The 18,331-nt window shown below is 39.1% G+C and carries 16 protein-coding genes; 9 read left to right on the top strand and 7 right to left on the bottom strand.

Translation table 11 applies throughout. From position 1 onward, the window contains the following. Positions 1–112: 112 nt before the first annotated feature. The 3 genes from DXB63_RS04700 to DXB63_RS04690 all read left to right on the top strand — a co-directional run bounded on the left by DXB63_RS04700 (position 113) and on the right by DXB63_RS04690 (position 4,871). The gene (locus DXB63_RS04700; RefSeq protein ID WP_122125224.1) at positions 113–2,272 is read left to right on the top strand and encodes a translation factor GTPase family protein; all 2,160 of its coding nucleotides are present in this window, start codon (positions 113–115) and stop codon (positions 2,270–2,272) included. A gap of 333 nt (positions 2,273–2,605) precedes the next feature. After that, on the top strand, positions 2,606–4,165 hold the full coding sequence (locus tag DXB63_RS04695) for a sensor histidine kinase KdpD (RefSeq protein WP_122125223.1): 1,560 nt from the start codon (positions 2,606–2,608) through the stop codon (positions 4,163–4,165). A gap of 4 nt (positions 4,166–4,169) precedes the next feature. Further along, positions 4,170–4,871: a response regulator transcription factor gene (locus DXB63_RS04690; protein WP_122125222.1), complete on the top strand. Its 702-nt coding sequence runs from the start codon at positions 4,170–4,172 to the stop codon at positions 4,869–4,871. A 76-nt stretch (positions 4,872–4,947) separates the two neighbouring features. On the opposite strand, the gene DXB63_RS18090 is transcribed toward DXB63_RS04690, so the two are convergent. After that, the gene (locus DXB63_RS18090) at positions 4,948–5,124 is read right to left on the bottom strand and encodes a hypothetical protein (protein ID WP_178300807.1); all 177 of its coding nucleotides are present in this window, start codon (positions 5,122–5,124) and stop codon (positions 4,948–4,950) included. Positions 5,125–5,245: 121 nt separating this feature from the next. Next, positions 5,246–5,692 carry a MarR family winged helix-turn-helix transcriptional regulator gene (locus DXB63_RS04685; protein WP_122125221.1) on the bottom strand — a complete coding sequence of 149 codons (447 nt, stop codon included), beginning with the start codon at positions 5,690–5,692 and terminating at the stop codon, positions 5,246–5,248. 225 nt (positions 5,693–5,917) lie between these two features. Between DXB63_RS04685 and rpsF the strand changes: the two genes are divergently transcribed. Genes rpsF through rplI form a run of 3 tightly spaced genes read left to right on the top strand, consistent with a single transcriptional unit; the run spans position 5,918 to position 7,005 of the window. Then, positions 5,918–6,265: a 30S ribosomal protein S6 gene (gene rpsF, locus DXB63_RS04680; RefSeq protein ID WP_122125220.1), complete on the top strand. Its 348-nt coding sequence runs from the start codon at positions 5,918–5,920 to the stop codon at positions 6,263–6,265. Between the two features lie 2 nt (positions 6,266–6,267). Beyond that, positions 6,268–6,540 carry a 30S ribosomal protein S18 gene (rpsR, locus tag DXB63_RS04675; RefSeq protein WP_122125219.1) on the top strand — a complete coding sequence of 91 codons (273 nt, stop codon included), beginning with the start codon at positions 6,268–6,270 and terminating at the stop codon, positions 6,538–6,540. An 18-nt stretch (positions 6,541–6,558) separates the two neighbouring features. Further along, complete coding sequence (gene rplI / locus DXB63_RS04670; RefSeq protein WP_122125218.1) at positions 6,559–7,005, top strand: 50S ribosomal protein L9; 447 nt, start codon at positions 6,559–6,561, stop codon at positions 7,003–7,005. 203 nt (positions 7,006–7,208) lie between these two features. Here rplI and DXB63_RS04665 read toward each other — a convergent pair whose 3' ends face one another. Further along, entirely contained in the window at positions 7,209–7,430 is a 222-nt protein-coding gene (locus DXB63_RS04665; protein ID WP_122125217.1) for a hypothetical protein, read from the bottom strand. A 158-nt stretch (positions 7,431–7,588) separates the two neighbouring features. Continuing rightward, a complete protein-coding gene (locus tag DXB63_RS04655; protein ID WP_122125216.1) occupies positions 7,589–9,262 on the bottom strand; it encodes a long-chain fatty acid--CoA ligase in 1,674 nt (557 codons plus the stop codon). A gap of 145 nt (positions 9,263–9,407) precedes the next feature. Here DXB63_RS04655 and mtaB point away from each other — a divergent pair, with 145 nt between their 5' ends. Genes mtaB through DXB63_RS04640 form a run of 3 tightly spaced genes read left to right on the top strand, consistent with a single transcriptional unit; the run spans position 9,408 to position 12,334 of the window. After that, positions 9,408–10,742: a tRNA (N(6)-L-threonylcarbamoyladenosine(37)-C(2))-methylthiotransferase MtaB gene (gene mtaB, locus DXB63_RS04650; protein WP_122125268.1), complete on the top strand. Its 1,335-nt coding sequence runs from the start codon at positions 9,408–9,410 to the stop codon at positions 10,740–10,742. 7 nt (positions 10,743–10,749) lie between these two features. Next, positions 10,750–11,769 carry a glycosyltransferase family 2 protein gene (locus DXB63_RS04645; protein ID WP_122125267.1) on the top strand — a complete coding sequence of 340 codons (1,020 nt, stop codon included), beginning with the start codon at positions 10,750–10,752 and terminating at the stop codon, positions 11,767–11,769. A gap of 49 nt (positions 11,770–11,818) precedes the next feature. After that, the gene (locus DXB63_RS04640; RefSeq protein ID WP_122125215.1) at positions 11,819–12,334 is read left to right on the top strand and encodes a methylglyoxal synthase; all 516 of its coding nucleotides are present in this window, start codon (positions 11,819–11,821) and stop codon (positions 12,332–12,334) included. Between the two features lie 150 nt (positions 12,335–12,484). On the opposite strand, the gene folB is transcribed toward DXB63_RS04640, so the two are convergent. The 3 genes from folB to DXB63_RS04625 all read right to left on the bottom strand — a co-directional run bounded on the left by folB (position 12,485) and on the right by DXB63_RS04625 (position 18,260). Further along, on the bottom strand, positions 12,485–12,868 hold the full coding sequence (gene folB, locus DXB63_RS04635; RefSeq protein WP_122125214.1) for a dihydroneopterin aldolase: 384 nt from the start codon (positions 12,866–12,868) through the stop codon (positions 12,485–12,487). A 2-nt stretch (positions 12,869–12,870) separates the two neighbouring features. Next, on the bottom strand, positions 12,871–15,582 hold the full coding sequence (locus DXB63_RS04630; protein ID WP_122125213.1) for a 4-alpha-glucanotransferase: 2,712 nt from the start codon (positions 15,580–15,582) through the stop codon (positions 12,871–12,873). A gap of 140 nt (positions 15,583–15,722) precedes the next feature. Next, on the bottom strand, positions 15,723–18,260 hold the full coding sequence (locus DXB63_RS04625) for an adenosylcobalamin-dependent ribonucleoside-diphosphate reductase (RefSeq protein WP_122125212.1): 2,538 nt from the start codon (positions 18,258–18,260) through the stop codon (positions 15,723–15,725). Positions 18,261–18,331: the final 71 nt, after the last annotated feature.

Raw genomic sequence — 18,331 nt, 5'->3', positions numbered from 1 at the left:
AGTAACACTACGGAATAATTGTTTTAGTTGATATAAATTTCTAATTTGCGCTCCACAAAATTAAAAGATATGCGATGAACATATCATGGTAATCATTTAAATCTTATATATTATGAAGGTATATCAGACTAACGAAATTAAGAACATCGCCTTGTTGGGGAGTTCTGGCTCTGGGAAAACCACTCTCGCTGAAGCTATGCTTTTCGAGAGTGGAGTTATAAAACGTCGCGGAACTATCGCCGCCAAAAATACAGTTAGTGATTACTTCCCGGTGGAGCAGGAATATGGTTATTCCGTGTTTTCCACCGTTTTCCATGTTGAATGGAATGGAAAAAAACTTAATATAATAGATTGTCCGGGTTCTGACGACTTCGTTGGGGGAGCTGTTACGGCAATGAATGTTACGGATACTGCCATTATTTTGTTGAACGGACAGTATGGTGTGGAAGTCGGCACACAGAATAATTTCCGTTATACCGATAAACTGGGAAAACCGGTTATATTCCTTGTTAATCAATTGGATAACGATAAATGTGATTATGATAATATTCTGGAACAATTAAGAGAAGCATACGGACCAAAAGTTATTCCTATTCAATATCCGATCAATTCCGGACCCGATTTTAATGCGCTCATTGATGTGCTGCTGATGAAGAAATATTCTTGGAAACCTGAAGGTGGTGCACCTATAATCGAGGATATTCCGGCAGAAGAGATGGATAAAGCGATGGAGATGCATAAGGCATTGGTAGAGGCTGCTGCCGAGAATGATGAGGGTTTGATGGAAAAATTCTTTGAACAGGAATCCTTGTCGGAAGATGAAATGCGCGAAGGTATCCGTAAAGGATTGGCCAGTCGGGGCATGTTCCCGGTGTTCTGTGTTTGTGCAGGCAAGGATATGGGAGTTCGCCGTTTGATGGAATTCTTAGGCAATGTAGTTCCTTTCGTTTCAGAAATGCCAAAGGTACATAATACTCGTGGCGAGGTGGTAGAACCGAATGCAGACGGACCTACTTCGTTGTATTTCTTTAAGACAGCGGTTGAACCGCATATCGGAGAAGTTCAGTACTTTAAGGTAATGAGTGGAGTGGTACGCGAAGGTGACGACTTGACAAATGCAGACCGTGGTTCGAAAGAACGTATGGCACAGTTATATGTTTGTGCGGGAGCCAACCGTGTTAAAGTGGAAGAACTTCGTGCGGGAGATATTGGCTGTACAGTGAAACTGAAGGATGTCAAGACAGGCAATACCTTGAACGGCAAAGGTGCGGAAAATCATTTTAACTTCATCAAATATCCTAATTCCAAATATTCCCGTGCTATTAAGCCTTTGAATGAAGCCGATACGGAAAAGATGATGGTTATTCTGAACCGTATGCGTGAGGAAGATCCGACGTGGGTTGTAGAGCAATCTAAAGAATTGAAACAGACAATCGTACACGGACAGGGAGAATTCCATTTACGTACCTTGAAATGGAGACTTGAAAACAATGAGAAACTTCAGATAAAATATGAAGAACCGAGGATTCCTTATCGTGAAACGATTACTAAGGCTTCTCGTGCGGATTATCGTCATAAGAAACAATCAGGTGGAGCAGGTCAGTTTGGTGAAGTTCACCTTATTGTAGAGCCTTATTACGAAGGAATGCCATTGCCCGAAACTTATAAATTCAACGGACAGGAATTTAAGATTAATGTAAAAGGTACGGATGAAGTTCAGTTGGAATGGGGTGGTAAACTGGTGTTTATCAACAGTATCGTAGGTGGCTCCATTGATGCGAGATTCATGCCGGCTATATTGAAAGGTATCATGAGCCGTATGGAACAAGGTCCTTTGACCGGTTCGTATGCACGTGATGTCCGTGTTATTGTATATGACGGAAAGATGCACCCGGTAGATTCTAATGAAATCTCTTTCATGCTTGCCGGAAGAAATGCTTTCAGTGAAGCATTTAAGAATGCAGGTCCGAAGATTCTGGAACCGATTTATGATGTGGAAGTATTTGTTCCGAGTGATAAAATGGGTGATGTGATGGGAGATTTGCAGGGACGTCGTGCCATGATTATGGGAATGAGCAGCGAAAGCGGATATGAAAAACTTGTCGCTAAAGTGCCTTTGAAAGAAATGTCTTCTTATTCCACCTCTCTCAGTTCTTTGACAGGAGGGCGTGCTTCGTTCATTATGAAGTTTGCAAGTTATGAACTTGTACCTTCGGATGTTCAGGATAAGCTGATTAAAGAATTTGAAGCAAAAGAAGCGAAAGAAGAGTAAAAGTATATTTTTCTTTTTATAATTTTAGGATACGGATTAACGCTGGTTAACGCAGAGGTATGAAACAAATCTGCAAGATACCACGTTAATCCGTGTTTCTGTGTTGTAAGTTTGATTGACGCCTTTCTTGTTTTAACAATGCTTAATAAAAAGCTCCTCGTTTGTAGGATAGAGTTTAATTTTTTATTATTTTTGCAAACCAAGTGAATACTTTTTTGTTATAGTATTCAGATTATTACCTAAAAAGGCTAATTCGGTTAATTAAGAAGAAGTCATCGTTAAAACAGGTTAATGTGCTAGGCGTGTTAATTTAACTGTGTTAATTTTGTTGTTATGAAAAAGTCGACAATTTGGATATTAGGAATAATCATGGGACTATCTTTTCTTAGTCTACTTTACCTTCAGGTAAGTTATATAGAGGAGATGGTTAAGATGCGCAAGGAACAATTTGACGAGTCGGTCAAGCGCAGTTTGTTTCAGGCGGCGAAAAACCTGGAATATGATGAAACGTTGAGGTATCTGGAGAAAGATGTTGCAGAAACGGAACGTGCAGCAAGGGCTTATGATCAGGCGAATACTTCATCTTCCGGCGATGATATTGTTCAGCAGACGCAACATTATACGGTAACAACTCACGATGGTTCTTTGTATTCTTCTTTTGAGTTGAAAACAATAACGACAAAGCCATCGGGTACGGCAAAAGCAATGATTTCCCGTAATCATGGAAGGAAATCCATTCCTGAGACATCAAGATCATTGCAGGAGATTATAAAGAACAGATATTTGTACCAGCGTGCATTGCTGGACGAGGTGGTCTATAACATTTTGTATACGGCAAGTGATAAGCCGTTGGAAGAACGTGTTAATTTCAAGAATCTGGATCAGTATTTGAAAACGGCACTGTTTAATAACGGCATTGATATCACATATCATTTTTCCGTGGTGGATAAAGATGGAAAAGAGGTGTACCGTTGTCCTGACTATGATGATAAAGGTGAGGATATATCTTATACACGAATACTTTTCCAGAATGACCCTCCCGCAAAAATGGGTTTGGTGAAGATTCATTTCCCTACTTTGGACAATTACATATTCAGCTCCATCAGGTTTATGATACCTTCGCTCATTTTTACGCTCGTGTTGCTTGTGACCTTTGTATTTACTATTTATAGTATATTCAGGCAGAAGAAGTTGAGTGAAATAAAGAATGATTTCATCAATAACATGACACATGAGTTTAAAACGCCGATATCTACCATATCATTGGCAGCTCAGATGCTGAAAGATCCGGCAGTAGCGAAATCTCCGCAGATGTTCCAGCATATATCCGGTGTGATAAATGACGAGACGAAGCGGTTGAGATTCCAAGTAGAGAAAGTGCTTCAGATGTCAATGTTCGAGCGGCAGAATGCAACGTTAAAGATGAAGGAAGTCGATGCGAATGAATTGATAACGGGTGTAATAAACACCTTTACATTAAAGGTGGAGAAATATAACGGTAAGATAACATCGAACCTTGAAGCGGAACATCCGAATATATTTGTAGATGAGATGCACTTTACAAATGTGATATTCAATTTGATGGATAATGCCGTGAAGTATAAACGACCGGACCAGGATTTGTTGTTGAATGTCCGTACGTGGAATGAAGGAGGTAAACTTTATATATCGATACAAGACAACGGCATCGGTATAAAGAAGGAAAACCTCAAAAAGATATTTGATAAGTTTTATCGGGTACATACCGGAAATTTGCATGATGTGAAAGGATTCGGACTCGGTTTGGCTTATGTGAAAAAGATTATTCAAGATCATAAAGGTACGATACGTGCCGAAAGTGAATTGAATGTGGGAACTAAATTTATTATTGTATTACCTTTATTAAATAATTAATGATATGGACGAGAAATTGCGTATTTTATTGTGCGAAGATGATGAAAATCTTGGCATGCTTTTAAGAGAATATTTGCAAGCAAAAGGTTACTCAGCCGAGTTATATCCTGATGGAGAAGCTGGTTATAAGGCTTTCTTGAAAAGCAAGTACGATTTGTGTGTGTTGGATGTAATGATGCCTAAAAAGGATGGATTTACATTGGCGCAGGAGATTCGTGCTGTAAATGCGGAAATTCCTATTATATTTTTGACAGCTAAGACGTTGAAAGAAGATATTTTGGAAGGATTTAAGATTGGTGCGGATGATTATATCACTAAACCTTTCAGTATGGAAGAGCTTACTTTCAGAATTGAAGCAATCTTGAGACGCGTAAGAGGAAAGAAAAATAAGGAAAGTAATATCTATAAGATTGGTCGCTTCACTTTTGATACTCAGAAACAAATTTTGGCTATTGATGGAAAGCAGACTAAGCTGACGACTAAGGAGTCTGAGTTACTTGGATTGCTTTGTGCACATGCAAATGAAATCTTGCAGCGTGACTTTGCATTGAAGACCATCTGGATTGATGATAACTACTTTAATGCACGTAGTATGGATGTTTATATTACTAAATTGCGTAAACACTTGAAAGAGGATGATTCTATTGAGATTATCAATATTCACGGAAAGGGTTATAAATTGATAACTCCCGAGGTGGAAGGATAAACCAACGATAAATAGGTAACAAAAAAGCCGGAATACGTAAGTAACCCGGCTTTTTTATTTCTTTTTTCTGACTTATTTACTCTGTGATTCTTTTATTAATTGCAATATATGCAATTAAGCCGACAATGATAAGAGTCATGGAACTTCCTAGAATAACGTTGTTGTTTACATCACCGGTGAAGAAACACGCAACTAAGATGATAGCTCCAAGTACAATTAAAATCAGACCTAAATTCTTTAATAAGCTTTTCATTTGTGTGTATTTTATAGTTTTATTTTTCTTGCTACAAATTAAAGAATAATTCTTTAACGAAAGAAATTATTTGAGTGAAAAAACAATTACTGATATTAATTAATTGTTTTTTCTGTTTTCGTCAGCCTTTCGTATTAGTAAATATTTTCCTTAAAACCTCTTGACTGATTTTTAATTCTTCTAATGTGACTCCACTTAGAGCCTCTCTCAATGTCTGGTCAACGATAGATCGTGTGCGTTCTTCAATTTCTTTTCCGGTTCTGGTGAGATGAATCAAGTTGGTTCTCCGGTCCTTCTTATCGGATATACGTACCACTAGATGCTGACGTTCCATATTGTCAATTAGTCTGGTCATGCTTGGCTTGTCTTTAAAAGTTGCATTGCACAACTCTTGTTGCGTTACCCCATCTTTTTCCCATAAGAAAATTAAAACGGTCCATTGTTCCGGACTAATTTCCAGACCATTCTGTCGAAAATTACGGTATAATTTTCTATTTATGGCTGCCGAAACCTTACCATTAAGAATCGCAAATATTAACTGAATATCAAAATTGAACTGCTCTATCATGAAATGATTGTTTAAACAACTTTGCAAATATACGATTACTCTTTTATATTATCCAATAATTATCTATGAAAAAAGATAAAAAGAGGATTTATTTCTTTTTTGTTAAGAGTACGAGAATTCTTTTCTTGGAAATATTTCGCTTTAACTCTTTGTCTATTAAAAGAAAATATATACCTTTGCACCCGCATTAAAAACATATTTTTAATTATTTAATTAACGTATAGTATGAATCAATACGAAACCGTTTTCATTTTAACTCCCGTTTTATCTGATGTACAGATGAAGGAAGCGGTAGAAAAATTCAAGGCTATTCTTCAAGCAGAAGGAGCTGAGATTATCAATGAAGAGAATTGGGGCCTTAAAAAATTGGCTTATCCAATCCAAAAGAAATCAACAGGTTTTTATCAGTTGATCGAGTTTAAAGCTGAGCCGTCAGTGATTGAGAAGCTTGAACTAAACTTCCGTCGTGATGAACGCGTTATCCGTTTCTTAACTTTCAGAATGGATAAGTATGCTGCAGAATATGCTGCTAAGAGAAGAAGTGTTAAATCAACTAAAAAGGAGGAAAATTAATCATGGCACAACAAAATCAATCAGAAATCAGATATTTAACTCCGCCTTCAGTAGACGTAAAGAAGAAGAAATATTGCCGTTTCAAAAAGAGTGGTATCAAGTATATTGATTACAAAGATCCTGAATTCTTAAAGAAATTCTTGAACGAACAAGGAAAGATTCTTCCTCGTCGTATCACAGGTACTTCTTTGAAGTTCCAACGTAGAATTGCACAGGCAGTGAAGAGAGCACGTCATTTGGCGTTACTTCCATTTGTAACTGACATGATGAAATAATAAGAAGGAGGAATTTGTATGGAAATTATATTAAAAGAAGACGTAGTAAACTTAGGTTATAAGAATGATATCGTGACCGTTAAGTCTGGTTATGGTCGTAACTATCTTATTCCTACCGGGAAAGCTGTTATTGCTTCTCCTGCTGCAAAGAAAATGTTGGCTGAGGATTTGAAACAACGTGCTCATAAATTAGAGAAAATCAAGAAAGACGCTGAAGAATTGGCTGCTAAGTTGGATGGTACAAAATTGACTATTGCAACTAAAGTAAGTTCTACAGGTACTATCTTCGGTTCTGTAGGCAATATTCAAATTGCTGAAGAATTAGATAAGCTTGGTTATAAAATAGACAGAAAAACTATCGTTGTTAAAGATGCCGTTAAAGAAGTTGGTTCTTATAAAGCTATCGTGAGACTTCACAAAGAAGTTTCTGTTGAGATCGCTTTCGACGTAGTTGCTGAAGACTAATTTAATTTTATTTTTATATAAAAGCCTGCTATTATTAATAGCGGGCTTTTTTTATAGCTTTAACTTCTCTTCGGTAAAAATCTACGTGAATAATTATTCTGTTGTGTTGGACATAGATTTTATTGATTATTAACCGAAAGGACATAAAAAAAGTCTGTTGTGCTTTCGCACGGCAGACTTTCAATTCTCTCTGATAGTTCTAATTATTCAGCTACTATTTCTTCAGTTGCAACAACGCTGTCAACAGCCATTGTGTCTGCTGCTGCAGCTGCTTCAGCTTCTGCTGCAGCTTCAACTGCTGCAATAGAATCAGCGATACGGATAGAATCAGCTTTAGCTGCTTCTGCGTCAGCGTTAGACTTGTTTCCGCAAGATGCGAAAGATACTGCAACGATAGCTACGAATAAAAATGCTAATTTTTTCATTTTCTTTGCTTTTTAAAACTGTAATACAATTAATTGCTTATTAAAACGCTGCAAATGTAGACACTTTTTCAATACGTTGTACTAAAAAAGAGAACTTTTTTTATATTTTTTTTTGCCATCTCTTTTTGATGTCAATTAATATCATGTTGTAAAACATGCTATTCATCAGTAATACTGTTATATAAATACCTTTTTATACTCTTTTTAGGAGTTTTTTCGAATTCGTTAGGGTAAAGTTGGATTCTGCTTACTTTCTCGTAAACAGCTACGGCTTTATTTAGGTTCTTAAGGTTTTCGTCCATAATGGTTTTTAGATTTTCCTGATTATTCAACCCTAATGAATCTAAAGATTCATAGTCGGCATATACCAGTGCCACTAGTTTTTTATTCCGTTCTATAATCAGACTTTCCAGAATAAACGGCATATTATTAAGTTTTGCCTCTATTTCCTCAGGGAAGATATTTTGTCCGCTGGAACTTAATATCATTGTTTTGCTACGTCCGCGAATATAGATATTATTTTCAGCATCAATGGTTCCAAGATCGCCTGTGCGTAACCATCCATCCTCAGTAAAGACCTCTTTGGTTGCTTCTTCGTTTTTGTAATATCCTGCCATGACGTTTTCTCCACGTACTTGTATTTCGCCTGTTGTATTATAAGGGTCATCCGAATCAATTCGTACTTCCATTATATCCAGGACCTTGCCGGAAGAAGAAGGTATAAATTGATTCCACGGGCTGTAACTGATAAGAGGAGCACACTCGGTCATACCATAACCGATCGTGAAAGGGAATTTTATTTTGTAGAAGAATTCTGTAACCTCAGGGTTCATGGCTGCTCCGCCGATGATTACTTCTTTGAATCTTCCGCCGAGTGCGTCTATGAGCTTCTTGCGGATTTGCGCGTAAATCTGATTATCGAGTACCGGAATACTGAGTGCCCATTTCATTCCTTTTTTGGAAATCAATGGCTGTATTACGTTTTTATATATTTTCTCAATAACGAGTGGCACGGTAATAATAAGATTAGGCTTTACTTCCTCGAATGCTTTCATTATAATTTTTGGGGAAGGCGTTTTGCCTAATAACGTTACGTGCGTGCCGACTGCTGTAGCTGTAAGGAAATCGAATGCACAACCGTATGCATGTGCTAAGGGTAAGAAAGATAATACTTTATCGCCTTTTTTAAGAAGCTCTGTACGAATACCGAAGGTGACATTCCCGGCAAGATTATTCCCGGTCAGCATCACACCTTTACTGAAACCTGTGGTTCCGGAAGTGTAGTTCAGCAACATAACTTTATCATTGGATAGAGTGGTATATTGTATATCTTCCTTTCTGAAACCTTTCGGATAGGTTTTATGCATAGCGGCATCCGCATTACGAATAAACTTTTGGACTGTTTCGCCATCACGTTGATATAAACAACGGAAGTCTGTTAAAGAGAACGCTCCACGCAATCCGGAGAGCTTTTCTTCTTCCAAATTTTCCCAAATGGTGTCGCTGGTGAAAAGAAATACGGATTCGGAATGAGCTACAATATGATGTACATCGTTCGGATTGAAGTCTTGAAGGATGGGGACTATTATTGCTCCGTAAGTGACGGTTGCCATATAGGCGATACACCAACGGGCAGTATTTTTACCTATTAAAGCGATTTTATCTCCCCGGCGCAGACTGCAATGATGGAACAGTAGGTGTAGTTTTGCAATCTCTTCTGCCACTTGTCCATAACTGTAGGTTACTTCATCACCATAGTCGGTGTAACAAGGTAAATCCCAGTTTTCTTTAAAACTATTCTCGTATAGTTTGATAAAATTCTCTTGTATCATTAGTCGATTTTTAACGAATGAACAGCAAACATAGCAAATTAGTTTCGTATTAAAAAGAGTTTTGCAGGATAACTATCCTTTGTGATAACAACTTTTAATGATAATAATGTGTAACTTTGTACCTGAATACAAGGTGAAAAAGGATATGATTGATACAACTATATTCCAAGATAAAACAGCCGTTTATTATACGTTGGGCTGTAAATTGAACTTTTCGGAAACATCTACTATCGGTAAGATTTTGCAGGAAGCCGGCATACGTACGGCGCGTAAGGGTGAGAAAGCGGATATTTGTGTGGTGAATACTTGTTCTGTAACAGAAGTAGCCGATAAAAAATGCCGTCAGGCTATTCATCGATTAGTTAAGCAACATCCCGGAGCATTCGTCGTTGTTACCGGATGTTATGCCCAATTAAAGCCCGGACAAGTAGCGGATATTGAGGGGGTAGACGTTGTGCTCGGTGCAGAGCAGAAGAAAGATTTGCTCTCGTACCTTGGTGATTTGGAAAAACATCAAAAAGGGGAGGCGTTTTCTTCGCCGACGAAGGATATTCGAACATTTGCCCCTTCTTGTTCAAGAGGAGACCGTACCCGCTTCTTCTTGAAAGTGCAGGACGGCTGCGATTATTTCTGTTCCTATTGTACGATTCCTTTTGCCCGTGGACGCAGTCGTAATGGTACTGTTGCTGATATTGTGGCACAGGCAGAGCAAGCGGCAAGCGAAGGAGGCAGGGAAATTGTTATCACCGGAGTAAATATCGGAGATTTCGGTAAGAGTACAGGTGAGACTTTCTTTGATTTGGTAAAAGCGTTGGATAGGGTAGAAGGAATCAAACGTTATCGTATTTCCTCTATCGAACCGAATTTGTTGACAGATGAGATCATAGAGTATGTATCCCATTCGCGTAGTTTTATGCCTCATTTTCATATTCCTTTGCAGTCGGGATGTGATGAGGTGTTGAAGTTAATGCGGCGGAGGTATGATACGGAACTGTTCGCTTCGAAAATAAGAAAGATAAAAGAGATAATGCCGGATGCGTTTATCGGAGTAGACGTTATAGTAGGTACGAGAGGTGAAACGGATGAGTACTTTGAAAGTGCTTACGATTTTATAAATGGATTGGATGTTACACAATTGCACGTCTTTAGTTATTCCGAACGTCCGGGTACGCAGGCATTAAAGATTGATTATGTAGTGACTCCGGAAAAGAAACATGAAAGAAGTCAACGTTTGCTTGCTTTGTCTGAAGAAAAGACGCGTGCATTTTATGCTAAACATATCGGGCAAACCATGGAAGTTTTGTTGGAGAAACCGAAACCCGGAGCTATGATGCATGGCTTTACAAAAAATTATATCCGGGTAGAAGTTGATGGTGATCACAGTTTGGATAACAAATTGGTACAGGTGAAGCTAGGAGACTTTAATGAAGATAGTACAGCTTTGAGGGGTATTATCTTAGGTATGTCTGATAATGAATGATGATACGATGGAAGCAAAAGTAGCAGTGGTTATTCTGAATTGGAACGGCGCAGAGATGCTTCGACGGTTTTTACCATCTGTTGTTTGTAATTCGGCAGGAGTCGGAATAGATGTATATGTAGCGGATAATGCTTCGACGGATAACTCTTTGGATATTTTAGCAAATGAGTTTCCGGCTGTACGGACGATCGTTTTAGAAAAGAATTATGGTTTTGCCGATGGATATAACAAAGCGCTCAAGGAGGTAAAGGCAGAATATTATGTTCTGCTTAATTCCGATGTCGAGGTCACAGAGCATTGGTTGGAACCGATGGTGTCTTATTTGGATGAACATCAGGAGATAGCCGCTTGCCAACCTAAACTTCGGAGTTGGCATGAGAAAGAATATTTTGAATATGCCGGAGCTTGTGGAGGATTCATGGACCGTTATGGTTATCCTTTTTGTCGCGGACGCATCATGAGTGAACTGGAAAAGGATAACGGACAATATGATTCTGTTGCTTCCGTGTTTTGGGCTACCGGAGCGGCTTTATTTATTCGTTCTGAAGATTATTGGAAAGCAGGCGGACTGGATGGGCGTTTTTTCGCACACATGGAAGAAATTGATCTTTGTTGGAGACTTCGAAGTCGTGGCAGAGGTTTGGTGTGTGTACCACAAAGTGTTGTTTATCACGTGGGGGGAGCAACATTGAAAAAGGAGAACCCGAGAAAAACTTTTCTCAACTTTCGTAACAATCTTGTCATGCTTTATAAAAATCTGCCGGAAAGGGAACTTTCTTTTGTGATGTTTGTTCGTTGCTTGTTGGATTATGTAGCAGCGTTGACCTTTCTGCTTACAGGAGAGGTTTCTAACGCAATGGCCGTCGTAAAAGCAAGACGTGCCTTTCATCGTATGAAAGGAGAATTTACTGAAATGCGTAAAGAAAATCTGGAAAAAACTTCTTTGCAATCTATTCCCGAACGGATAAAAAGCAGTATTTTAGTATTGTATTATTTGAAAGGAAAGAAGTGTTTTTCTCAGTTGTAGTTTGAATTATATAAGGAACCGACAATTAATAACCTTAATAAATAAAGGTATGGAGAAATTAATTAGAAAAATAGGTTTGGTTGCCCATGATGCAATGAAGCAAGATTTATTGGAGTGGGTTGTTTGGAACTCGGAATTATTGATGGGACATAAGTTCTATTGTACCGGAACAACCGGTAAGTTGATCAAGGAAGCATTACAGGCTAAACATCCGGATGTGGAATGGGATATTACTATTTTGAAATCAGGCCCGTTGGGTGGAGATCAGCAAATGGGTTCGCGTATCGTGGACGGAGAAATCGACTATTTGTTTTTCTTTACAGATCCGATGACGCTTCAACCGCATGATACCGATGTTAAGGCATTGACCCGATTGGCTAGTGTGGAGAATATTGTGTTCTGTTGTAATCGCTCTACTGCGGATCATATTATATCCAGTCCGTTATTCTTAGATCCTGAATATAAGCGTATTGTGCCTGATTATAGCGCATATACACGCCGCTTGGACAGCAAGCCGATGGTAGAGAAAGCGGTAGAAAAAGCCAAGAGCCGCAAGAAGAAATAATGTACTTGTACGAACATACGGTCGATCATTTACAAACGATAGGAGTTTGCAGATGATCGACCGTATGTTTGTAAATGATCAACCGTATGTTCACTTTCAATGATCCTGATGATCTCTAAAAAACTTACAATTATCCTATTTATTTGACCGTTAATCGTTTTTTTCCGGTCGTTTACATGACATCATTACACCTGCCTTCTCAATATCTGCACCCATTGGAGGATTCCGTTTGGATAGCTTGATTTCTATGGCTTCGACGGTTGGAAAATCCCGGAACAACCTGCGAATGATTCTTCCGCAAACGTGTTCCAATAATTTGGACGGGATCTGCATCTCTTCTTTCACAGCTTTATATATATCGGCATAGCTCACGGTGTATTCCAATTCATCCGTTTCGGTAGCCCGGCTAAAGTCGGTTTTCAACTTTAAGTCTATTGTGAAAATATTACCGACAAGTGTTTCCTGAGGTGCTACACCGTGATGTGCATAAAAACTCATTTTATCAAGACAGATATACATTCCTTCTTGTTCCATATTTACTTTTGAGGATTACGTCCTGTATGGTTAATCAGTTCTCTAATTTTCTTGTTGATGCTTTCTGCTTTCATCAAATCTTCCAATGTGAGGTGCATACGGTATTTCCAGTAATGTCTCGGATTGGATGGTATATTGATTCGTTCTGCATTTACATCCGGATTACGCCAACGATCGTCTATTGACAACCAATCTTGGAGGGACAGAATACAAAGCATGGAGTTGCCGCGAAGGTGCTGACGGATTACTTCTTCGCAAAGTTCGCTCGTGGCTGTTGCGGGTGCTATTCCGTAACGTCCGAGTATATTGTTGAAGTAACGTTGTGTCTGTTGATAATCCTCTTCCCACCATCCCCTCAACGTGGACATATCGTGCGTGGAAATGGTACTGACTGATAAATAAGGATATCGGTCGAGGTGTCCGAATTCCTGAAAGGCTTCTTTGGGCATACGCTGTATCTCCAGACTAAGGATTTGCAGTTCCTTCATTACCCTTGATACACATCCGGGAATCATGCCAAGATCTTCTCCGCATACAAGCATACGGGTGGATTGTGTGAGTTGAGGTAGTTTTTTCATCGCCTGTTCATACCAGAAATCATTGTGGCGATGATAGTAATATTGTTCATATAGGTTGTTGAACGCATTTTTCTCGTTTTCACTGAGAGATTGGTAAATAGATTCATGTTGCACACTGATGCGAGGATGATATTTCTCCGGGTCTTTGTTATCCCGAATGAAAAGTACATCACTGATAAGTGAGTAGAGTCCGTCGCGTATCCAAATGCTGTCGCTGTCTGTCTTTCCATGAAAATGAGCTTCTACCTTACGTTGCGTATCATATTCCGGGCGCATCTGATAGATACCCGGCTTATCGGTCGGCATCAGGAATTGCTCTTTCACCGATTCTATATGAGGACCGAATGTCTGGTGCAGCAGATATTCATGAATGTAAGGCTTTAAAAAGAATTCTTCCTTGAATTCCAGACCGAAACTTTCTATCTCTTCTTTTGTCAATGGGAGAGAAGGTACGAACTGCCCTAACAATCCATGCACGGAGTGCGATGGAATCTCCCAGATACGGAAAAAACCAAGAATATGGTCGATACGGTAGGCATCAAAGTATTCCGCCATTTTCTGAAAGCGTTTCATCCACCAGCGGTAACCGTCTTGCTCCATTACATCCCAGTTATATGTAGGAAATCCCCAGTTCTGACCGTTCACGGAGAAATCATCAGGTGGTGCGCCGGCCTGGCCGTTCATATTGAAATAGTGGGGTTCGGTCCATGCCTCGACACTGCAACGGCTAATACCGATTGGTATGTCTCCTTTTAGTACAATGCCATGTTTTCTTGCATAATTGCTTGCTTCAATTAATTGGCAATGAAGCAGATACTGAATATAGTAGTGGATGGCTATCCGGAGATATTCCGGCTTTTCCGGTGCGCATAAATATTCTATTTCCTGTGCGTTGTAAGTGGAATACTCTTTCCAATCATGGAAATCTGATGTATTATAAGTATCTCGTAGATAGCAATAAGCAGCATAGGGGAGTAGCCATTCTCTGTTCTTGGTATAGAATTTCCTGAATTCATCCGATGCTAGTACAGCCTTTCCTTCTTGTTCAAATATCAGATGGGAATATTCCCATTTTGCCTTTTCTACTTCTTCATAATTGAGAGTAGGGAGTGTATTCAGTTCCTTTTGCTTCCGGTTAAAATAAGCGGCTTTGTCTTTATCTTTCAGTGGACTTAGTCGGCTCAAATCAATATACATCGGATGTAAAGCGTAAATAGATATACTGTTGTACGGGTATGAATCCATCCATGTATGTGTCATGGTGGTGTCATTGATCGGAAGTATCTGAACGACTTTCTGATTGGTCTGTATCGCCCAATCAATCATCTTTTTCAGGTCGCCGAAATCTCCGATGCCGAAACTGCTTTCTGATTTTAAGGAGAAAATAGGGATGGCTACTCCTGCTCCTTTCCATTGCGGCAGTTCGAAAAATACATATCGGTCGGAAATAACCAATGTCTCATTTTCTTTTAGTGCAGGATTGGATAAGTAACGGTTGGGATTCGGTTCCCATGCTTTTGCTTTATGTTCTTTTAAATTGTATAATACAAACTTGTATTCCAGCGGATAAACGATTTTAGACTCATCTATTTCCGCTTGCCATTCGGGGAATGTTTCGTCGCTCATCAAAAGAGCTTTTTCTGTATTCCAGTTACCCAGACTTTTTTGATTACCGCAAACAGCCAGTACATAGTCCGGATGAAGGCGCGGACAATAAGCTTTGAATACAATACTTTTTTTATGATGATTTAAATAGGCGGTATTACGTCCTCTGGGAAGCAGACAGTCTGTGAAAGCCGAACTATAGAAATATTGTTGTTCAGGTATATTTTTCCAATAGTCGTTTGTGATATAATGTTTTCTTTTATTATTCGTTACCAAGCAGAGTGTTCGTTGAAAGACCGCCCATTCTTTACGGATGGGAACTCCGTTCTTATATATATAATAGGTATAGTTCAGGATTTTTTCTTTAGGTATATCATTGATCTCCAAAGAAGCCGACCATGTAATTCCATCTGTGGTATGAAGTGAAAAAGGCTTGTCGATATCTTGGTTTCCTAATTCAGGAATGGAGCCTACAATCTTGACTTCTTCTCCCCAATTAGTGCGATATTCTATGTTGAAAGTTACTATCATAATATTGATTTGCTTTAGTTTTTCAAATTGCCGCAATTTAGATAATTCCTCGATAATGGGAAAGAATATAATAAAAAAAGGAGCTTATGACAAGCTCCTTTTTTCTTCTTTGTAATTTTATTAATCAAATGAAAGTGAAATTATCCACAGCGTGATGTACCACAGGTCTTACATATCAGGCATCCTTCTTGATATACCAAGGTTTCATTGCCACAGTTCGGGCATTTCTGTCCTTTAGCTTCTGTTCCGTCTTGAATATATTTCTTAAGTGCGCGTTCCACACCGTTTTTCCAAGTATTGATATTTTCACTGTCAAGTTGCAGTGAGCCTACCAGTTTGATTACTTGTTCAATCGGCATTCTGTAACGAAGCACCCCGGAAATTAACTTGGCATAGTTCCAATATTCTTTATTAAACTTCTCGGAAAGTCCTTCAATTGTGGTTTTATATCCTCGTTTGTTTTCGAACTGGAAGTCGTATCTCTTATTTCCGTTTTCGTCTACATTCTTGATGATACGTCCGCAAGTTACAGATTTAGGTAATAAAATACCTTCGTCATCATCTTGAAGACCGGTGAAGATCTCATAAGGTCTTCCGTCCAGCAAACCGACAAATGCTACCCATTTCTCTTTATTATTTTGGAACTTAACAACGTCAGCTTCAAGTACGGTCGGACGTGTTTCCACAACCGTAGGTGGCTTACATGGAGGAAGTTCATCCTTGTTGTCTGATTTTGCGGAAATGAGCACTCCGGAACGTGAGCCGTCGCGATATACGGTGCAGCCTTTGCATCCGGATTTCCATGCTTCTACATAAAGACGGTTAACCAATTCTTCATCAACATCGTTCGGCAGGTTGATGGTGACACTGATTGAATGGTCTACCCATTTTTGGATTCTTCCCTGCATCTTAACCTTCATGAGCCAGTCTACATCGTTTGAAGTAGCCTTATAATAAGGTGACTTTTCGATGAGTTCATCAAGTTCTTCCTGAGTGTATTTCTTGGTAGTATTATAACCGTTTGCTTCCATCCAAGTTACAAACTTATGGTGGAATACGATGTATTCTTCAAAAGCATCACCGGTCTCATCTACAAAATCAATATGTACTTGCGGATCATTCGGATTGACCTTTCTTCTGCGTTTATAGACAGGCATGAATACCGGTTCAATACCGGAAGTGGTCTGAGTCATTAAGCTGGTTGTTCCTGTCGGGGCTATCGTGAGGCAAGCGATGTTTCTTCTTCCGTATTTTTTCATTTCTTCGTAAAGTCCCGGATCAGCGTCGCGCAAACGGCTGATAAACGGATTGTTTTCTTCACGTTTCGAATCGTAGATTTCGAATGCTCCTCTTTCTTTCGCCATTTCTACGGAAGAACGGTAAGCAGCTAGAGCTACAGTCTTGTGTACTTCTTCTGATAGATTTGTTGCTTCTTCAGTACCATAACGAAGATTGAGAGCTGCCAGCATATCTCCCTCAGCGGTGATACCTACACCTGTACGTCTTCCTTGACCGCTCTTTTTATAAATCTTCTCCCAAAGTTCTTTTTCAGTCCGTTTTACTTCTGCATTTTCCGGGTCGGTTGCTATCTTATCTATGATACGCTCAATCTTTTCCAACTCAAGGTCAATGATGTCATCCATGATGCGCTGTGCAAGTACTACATGCTTTTTGAATAAATCAAAATCAAAATACGCATCTTTTGTAAACGGATTGACTACATAAGAGTATAGATTTATAGCTAACAAGCGACAAGAGTCGTAAGGGCATAAAGGGATTTCACCACACGGATTGGTAGAAACAGTCTTGTAGCCTAAATCTGCGTAGCAATCCGGAACAGACTCTTTAATGATTGTATCCCAAAACAATACTCCCGGTTCTGCCGACTTCCAAGCGTTATGCACAATCTTTTTCCATAATGCAGAAGCATCTATTTCTTTTGTATAACTGGGTTCGTTCGAATCGATAGGATATTGTTGGCGATAAGAACGGCCGTCTACTGCCGCACTCATAAATTCATCATCCAATTTCACAGAAACATTCGCTCCCGTAACTTTACCTTCTGTCATCTTTGCATCGATAAATGCTTCTGAATCTGGATGTTTAATGGATACACTCAGCATCAATGCTCCGCGTCTGCCATCTTGTGCTACTTCACGGGTAGAATTTGAATAACGTTCCATAAAAGGTACAAGACCGGTAGAAGTCAGTGCAGAGTTCTTAACCGGAGAACCTTTAGGACGTATGTGTGATAAATCATGCCCTACACCACCACGACGTTTCATTAATTGAACTTGTTCCTCGTCAATCTTAATGATAGCACCGTAAGAATCTGCGGCTCCGTCAACGCCTATAACAAAGCAGTTTGACAAGGAAGCTACTTGATAATCATTGCCGATTCCGGTCATTGGACTACCTTGTGGTACGATGTACTTAAAATGGTCGAGCAAATCAAAAAGCTGCTGAGCAGTCAGAGGGTTTTTGTATTTAGCTTCGATACGGGCTATTTCATTGGCAATACGCCAATGCATATCTTCTGGAGATTTCTCGAAGATATTTCCGAAAGAGTCTTTTACTGCATATTTGTTTACCCAAACTCTTGCAGCAAGTTCATCTCCTTTAAAGTACTGTAAAGATGCTTCAAAGGCCTCGTCATAGGTGTAAGATTGTTTTTCCACGATATTCTATGTTAGATTTTGTTTCTATTAATAAGTAAAAGTGTAGAAGTTTCACTTATTATCAACAAATG

Source organism: Bacteroides sp. OM05-12, from assembly GCF_003438995.1.
Taxonomy (GTDB): domain Bacteria; phylum Bacteroidota; class Bacteroidia; order Bacteroidales; family Bacteroidaceae; genus Bacteroides.
This window is presented reverse-complemented; position numbering and strand designations above follow the sequence as displayed.